This is a genomic window from Pseudomonas sp. NPDC089401 (assembly GCF_044749485.1).
In the GTDB taxonomy this organism is placed as follows: Bacteria; Pseudomonadota; Gammaproteobacteria; order Pseudomonadales; family Pseudomonadaceae; genus Aquipseudomonas.
In genome coordinates, this window is record NZ_JBIVIA010000015.1 from 22,241 (window position 1) to 28,700 (window position 6,460).

A 6,460-nucleotide genomic window follows, 5' to 3' on the forward strand; every position below is an offset into this window, starting at 1 on the left:
ACAGGTACTGCACTGGCTTGAATCCTGTGCGATCCCTGTGGGAGCGGGTTCACCCGCGAAGCAGGCGCCGCCGATTACAAGCCGAACTCTTCGTCACTCATGGCCATCAGGCACCCGGCCCCGCCCAGCAGGGCCTGGCGATGCCCCTCGGCCCGGGGCAGCACCCGCCGCCAATAGAAATCAGCGGTCTTCAGCTTGGCCCGGTAGAACTGCGGGTCACCACTGCCCGCTGCCAACGCCGCGCTGGCCCGCGAGGCCGCCTGCAGCCACAAGGCCGCCAGCAGCACGTACCCGCTGTAAGCCAGGAAATCCACCGACACCGCGCCAATCTCCTGCGGGTCCCGACGACAGGCATCCAGCACCTGCCCGGTCAGCTCGCGCCACTGCCCCAGCAACCCCTCCACCCGCGCCGCTGCTTCGGCCAACCCCGGGTGCACCGGCTGCGCCGCCAGTTCGCAGATCAGCCGCAACAACTCCGCGCCCCCATCGCCCAGCACCTTGCGCCGGATCAGGTCCAGCGCCTGGATACCATTGGTGCCCTCGTACAACTGAGTGATGCGGCTGTCGCGCATCAGCTGCTCCATGCCCCACTCGCGGATATAACCGTGCCCGCCATACACCTGCACGCCAAGGCTGGCGACCTCCTGGCCGACATCGGTGAGAAACGCCTTGACGATCGGGATCAGCAACGCCGCCCGCCGTCCGGCCGCCTGGCGCACGTCCAGGTCCTCGGCGCCATGCTCCAGGTCCAGTTCGCGCGCCGTGCAGGCCGCCAGCATCCGGCAGCCTTCGACCAGGCTTTTCTGGGTCAGCAGCATGCGCCGCACATCCGGGTGGTGGAGGATCGGGTCGGCCGCCCGCTCAGGTGCCACCGGCCCGGCCAGGCCGCGGCATTGCAGGCGTTCGCGGGCATAGGCCAGCGCACCTTGCAGGGCCGCTTCGGCGATGCCCAGCCCTTGCAGGCCGACCTGGAAACGCGCGTCGTTCATCATGGTGAACATGCACGCCAACCCCTGGTTGGCCTCGCCCACCAGCCAGCCGCGGGCGCCGTCGAAGTTCATCACGCAGGTGGCGGCGCCTTTGATGCCCATCTTGTGTTCCAGGGCGCCGCAGCCCAGGGCGTTGTCCTGGCCGTCCGGCAGTTGCCGGGGCACCAGGAACAGGCTGATGCCCTTGACCCCCGCCGGTGCATCCGGCAGCCGCGCCAGCACCAGGTGGACGATGTTCTCGCTCAGGTCCTGGTCGCCGCCGCTGATGAAGATCTTGCTGCCGCTGAGGCGGAAGCTGCCGTCGGCCTCCGGCTCGGCACGGGTGCGCAGCAGCGCCAGGTCGGTGCCGGCCTGGGGTTCGGTGAGGCACATGGTGCCGGCCCACTGGCCGCTGACCAGCTTGCCCAGGTAGCGCTGCTTGAGCTGCGCGCTGCCATGCCGGTGCAAGGCCAGCACGGCGCCTTCGGTCAGGCCCGAGTAGACGCGAAACGACAACGACGCGCCCATCAGCATTTCGTGGAAGTTGGCCGCCAGCAATTGCGGCAGGCCTTGGCCGTCGTACTCGAGCGGGCCGGTCATGCTCGCCCAGCCTTGCTCCACATACTGGCGGTAGGCGTGGCGAAAACCTTCCGGGGTGTGCACGCGGCCTTCCTGCAACCAGCAGCCCTGCTCGTCGCCATTGCGGTTGAGCGGTGCCACCACCTCGCTGGCGAAACGCGCGCCCTGTTCGAGGATGCCGTCCAGGGTTTCGCCATCCAGCGCCAGGCCCAGGCGCTGGCAATGGCCGACGCCGTCGAACAGCTCATGCAGCACGAAACGCATGTCACGCACAGGTGCCTGATAACTCATGCCCGGCCCTCCCGCACATCGGCCAGGCGCTTGCCCTCGGCCGCCAGGCGCACCAGCAGCGAAGCCGGGCGCCAATGCTCGCCGAACAGCCCCTGCAACCGCTCGAGGCGTGCCAGGATCGCGCCGAGGCCCTGGTTGTCGGCCCAGGCCATCGGCCCGCCGAGGGCGGCCGGGAAGCCGTAGCCGTTGAGGTAGACGCGGTCGATGTCGTAACTGTTGGCCGCGATGTTTTCCTCGAGGATCTTCGCGCCTTCGTTGACCAGCGCCAGCAGGCAGCGCTCGACGATCTCTTCGTCGGCCACTTCGCGGCGGCGCACGCCCAGTGCCTGGGAAACCTCGAGCACCAGCGCATCGACCTCGGGGTCGTGCAGCGCCTCGCGGCTGCCGGGGGCATAGCGGTAGTAGCCCTGGCCGCTCTTCTGGCCGAAGCGCTGCAGCGCACACAGGGCGTTGTCCACCTGCACCAGCGGCGCGTCCATGCCCTGCCCGGCCAGCTGGCGGGCGCGCCATTCCAGGTCGATGCCGACCACGTCGTACATGCGAAACGGCCCCATGGCCAGGCCGAAGCCCTGCAGCGCCTGGTCCACCTGCCGTGGCAGCGCGCCTTCGAGCAGCAGCTTGCGCGCCTCGGCCACGTAGCTGGCGAGCATGCGGTTGCCGATGAAGCCGTGGCAGTTGCCGGCCACCACCGCCTCCTTGCCCATGCGGCGGCCCACGTCCAGGGCAACATCGAGCACTGCCGGCGAGGTGCGCTCGCCACGGATGATTTCCAGCAGCTTCATCACATGGGCCGGGCTGAAGAAGTGCAGGCCCAGTACCTGCTCGGGGCGGCGGGTGACGGCGGCGATGGCGTCGATATCCAGCGCCGAGGTGTTGCTGGCGAGGATCGCCGTGGACTTGAGGGTGGCGTCCAAGGTGCGGAAGATGTCCTGCTTGAGGGCCAGGTTCTCGTACACCGCCTCGATCACCAGGTCGACCTCGGCCAGCTCGGCATAGCCTTGCACGCCCCGTACCCGCGCCCGGCAGGCGTCGGCTTCGGCCTGGCCGATGCGCTCGCGGGCCACTTGCTGGGCCCAGGTCTGCTCGATCATGGCCAGGCCCGCCTGTACGGCCTGCGGGTCGTTGTCCAGCCACAACACCGGCAGCCCGGCGCGGGCCAGGCTGATGACGATGCCGCGGCCCATGGTTCCGGCCCCGATCACGGCGGCCTGTTGCACATCGAAGGGGTTGCTCACGAACAGTGCTCCTGCATCCAGTTCAAGGGATTGCAGTCACCCTAGTCAGCGCTCTAGTATTTTTGAAATTTTCTTTGCGTATGCCATGTATTCAAGCGATGAATATTTCAACCTTCGACCTCAACCTGCTGCGCGTGCTCGACATGCTTCTGCGCGAGCAGAACGTGTCGCGCGCCGCCGAGCGCCTGTCGCTCACCCAACCGACGGTGAGCAACGCCTTGGCGCGCCTGCGCGACCTGCTCGACGACCCGCTGCTGGTGCGCGTCGGCCGGCGCATGCGCCCCACCCCGCGGGCCCTGGCACTGGAAGGGCCGATCCGCGCAGCGCTGCAGCAGATCGAACAGACCCTCGGCGGCGCCGATGGCTTCGACCCACGCCACAGCCGCCAGCAATTGCGCATCGCCCTGACCGACTTTGCCGAGCAACTGTGCATGCCCAGGCTGCTGGCGGTGCTCGCCGAACAGGCGCCGCACCTGCGCATCGACGTGCTGCACCTGGCGCCCAACCTGCCGGTGGACGCCCTCGACCGCGGCGAGCTGGACCTGGTGCTGGGGCGCTTCGACGAGGTGCCGGCGCGCTTCGACCGCCGCCACTGGCGCAGCGAAACCTTGCGCGTGGCGGTGCGCGAAGGCCACCCCGAGGTCGAGCGCACGCTGGACCTGGACACCTTCCTCAACCTGCGCCACCTGTGGGTGCATGGCGGGCAGACGCGCGGCATGGTCGACCAGTGGCTGGCCGAACAGGGCCTGGCGCGGCAGATCGCCTACAGCACGCCCAACTACTTGCAGGCCGCGCACCTGGCGGCGACCTCGGACCTGGGGGTGGTGCTGCCGACCCAGCTGGCCACGCACTTTGCCCGGTTGTTGCCGTTGCGCGTGTTCGAACTGCCCTTCGCGCTGGAGCCGTTCGACCTGGAGCTGGTGTACCTGACCCATCGCCAGCATGACCCGGCGCTGGGTTGGCTGGTGCAGCGGATCATGGAGATCGGTTGAGCCATAGCGAAACGGCATGGCCTGCATGCTGCACTGGTATTGGCTGAATCGCGGTTTCGGTCTTTAGAGTCGAGTTGGATCCTTCGCGGGCAAGCCCGCGAAGGGCTGCAAAGCAGCCCCCGCCCCATAACAAGAAGGACACCCCATGCCCCACCCAGCCCGCCTGCTCAGCCTGGCCCTGCTGCTGCCCATGGCCAGCTTCGCCGACACCGCGCCCAAAGACGCCACCGCCATCACCGCGCAAAGCAACCAGCAATGGCTGCAACGCCTGCCCTTCGCCGACCGCAGCGACTTCGACAACGCCCAGCGCGGTCTGATCGAGCGCTTCGACGGCACCGTCGCCAACGCCGAAGGCAAGCCGGTCTGGGACCTCACGCGCTACCACTTCCTCGCCGGCAATGCACCGGCCACGGTCAACCCGAGCCTGTGGCGCATCGCCCAGCTCAACACCAGCGCCGGGCTGTTCCAGGTCAGCGAAGGCCTGTACCAGGTGCGCGGCCTGGACCTGGCCAACATGACCCTGATAGAAGGCAATTCCGGGCTGATCGTGCTGGACCCGCTGCTCTCGGTGGAAACCGCCCGCGCCGCCCTGGCCCTGTACTTCAAGCACCGCCCCAAACGCCCGGTGGTAGCGGTGATCTACACCCACCCGCACGTCGACCACTTCGGTGGCGTGCGCGGGGTGATCGACGAAGCCGACGTGCGCGCCGGCAAGGTCCAGGTGATCGCGCCCCAGGGCTTCTTCGAGCACGCCATCAGCGAGAACGTGCTGGCGGGGCCGGCGATGAAGCGCCGCGCCCAGTACATGTATGGCGCGCCGCTACCCCGCGGCGCGCGCGGCCAGGTCGACGCTGGCCTGGGCAAAGGCGTGCCAGCCAACGCCACCATCAGCCTGATCGCCCCCACCCGGGAGATCAGCCAGCCGCTGGAAAAGCTGACCATCGACGGCGTCGACATCGAGTTCCAGCTCACCCCCGGCACCGAGGCCGCCGCCGAGATGAACCTCTGGCTGCCGCGCTTCAAGGCCCTGTGCATGGCCGAAAACGCCACCCACGTGCAGCACAACATCCTCACCCTGCGCGGCGCCCAGGTGCGTGACGCCAAGGTCTGGGCCCACTACCTCGACCAGTCGTTGCAGCGTTACGGCGACCAGGCCGAAGTGGTGTTCGCCCAGCATCACTGGCCGACCTGGGGTGGCGCGGCGATCCGCGAGTACCTGGCCGACCAGCGCGACATGTATGCCTTCCTCGACAGCCAGACACTGCGCCTGATCAACCAGGGCCTGACCCCGACCGAGATCGCCGCGCAGCTCACCCGCCTGCCGCCGCGCCTGGCCAGCAAGTGGTACAGCCGTGACTACTATGGCTCGCTCAGCCACAACGTGCGGGCGGTGTACCAGCGCTACATGGGCTTCTACGACGGCAACCCCGCCAACCTCGACCCGTTGCCGCCCAGCGAGGCCGGCCAGCGCTATGTCGAGGCCATGGGCGGCGCCGACCAGGTTCTGGCGATGGCGCGCAAGGCTTTTGCCGCCGGCGACTACCGCTGGGTGGCGCAGTTGGCCAATCACCTGGTATTCGCCCAGCCCGACAACGCCGCCGCCCGCGAGCTGCAGGCCGACGCCCTGGAGCAGCTCGGCTACCAGAGCGAGAACGCCACCTGGCGCAACGCCTACCTCAGCGGCGCCCAGGAGCTGCGCAACGGCGTGGCCCAGGCCGCGGCCGGCGGCAGTGCCGACGACCTGGTGCGGGCACTGACGCCGGCACTGTTCTTCGACTACCTGGGCACCCGGGTGGACGCAGGCAAGGCCGACGCCCAGGACCTGACCATCAACTGGCGCTTCGGCGACCTGGGCGAGGACTACGCGCTGACCGTACGCAACGGCGTGCTGACCCACCGCGACCTGCAACTTCATGCCCAGGCCGATGTGACGGTGAACATGAGCAAAGCGACGCTGGACCGGATTGCCCTGAAGCAGACCGGGTTTCTCAAGGAAGCGACGGTTGGCGATATCAGCATCAGTGGCGAGCGGGTGAAGTTCCTGCGCTTCATGGCGGGGCTTGAAGAGGCGCCGGCGCGGTTCAACATCGTGACCCCTTGAACCTGGCCGGGGCCTTGCCCCGGTTCGCGGGTAAACCCGCTCCCACAGGGAATGCACAACCCCTGAGGTCAATGCAGTACCTGTGGGAGCACAGCAAATCCACAACTCCTGAGGCCAATGCAGTACCTGGGGGAGCACAGGAAATGCACAACCCCTGAGGCCAATGCAGTACCTGTGGGAGCACAGGAAATGCACTACCCCTGAGGCCAATGCAGTACCTGTGGGAGCACAGGAAATGCACTACCCCTGAGGCCAATGCAGTACCTGTGGGAGCACAGGAAATGCACTACCCCT

General features: G+C 67.9%; 4 protein-coding genes. 2 read left to right on the top strand and 2 right to left on the bottom strand.

The features are described from left to right. Positions 1-74: 74 nt before the first annotated feature. Both ACIP21_RS25595 and ACIP21_RS25600 read right to left on the bottom strand, forming a co-directional pair. Positions 75-1,838 (bottom strand): acyl-CoA dehydrogenase C-terminal domain-containing protein, encoded by a 1,764-nt coding sequence (locus tag ACIP21_RS25595; RefSeq protein ID WP_400693757.1) that lies wholly within the window; start codon positions 1,836-1,838, stop codon positions 75-77. Then, positions 1,835-3,073, bottom strand: coding sequence for a 3-hydroxyacyl-CoA dehydrogenase NAD-binding domain-containing protein (locus ACIP21_RS25600; RefSeq protein ID WP_400693760.1), 1,239 nt, complete (start codon positions 3,071-3,073; stop codon positions 1,835-1,837). Before ACIP21_RS25600 ends, ACIP21_RS25595 begins: the two co-directional genes overlap by 4 nt. Before the next feature lie 98 nt (positions 3,074-3,171). Here ACIP21_RS25600 and ACIP21_RS25605 point away from each other — a divergent pair, with 98 nt between their 5' ends. Both ACIP21_RS25605 and ACIP21_RS25610 read left to right on the top strand, forming a co-directional pair. Then, positions 3,172-4,065, top strand: coding sequence for a LysR family transcriptional regulator (locus ACIP21_RS25605; RefSeq protein WP_400693763.1), 894 nt, complete (start codon positions 3,172-3,174; stop codon positions 4,063-4,065). A 145-nt stretch (positions 4,066-4,210) separates the two neighbouring features. Next, entirely contained in the window at positions 4,211-6,166 is a 1,956-nt protein-coding gene (locus tag ACIP21_RS25610) for an alkyl/aryl-sulfatase (protein WP_400693766.1), read from the top strand. Positions 6,167-6,460: the final 294 nt, after the last annotated feature.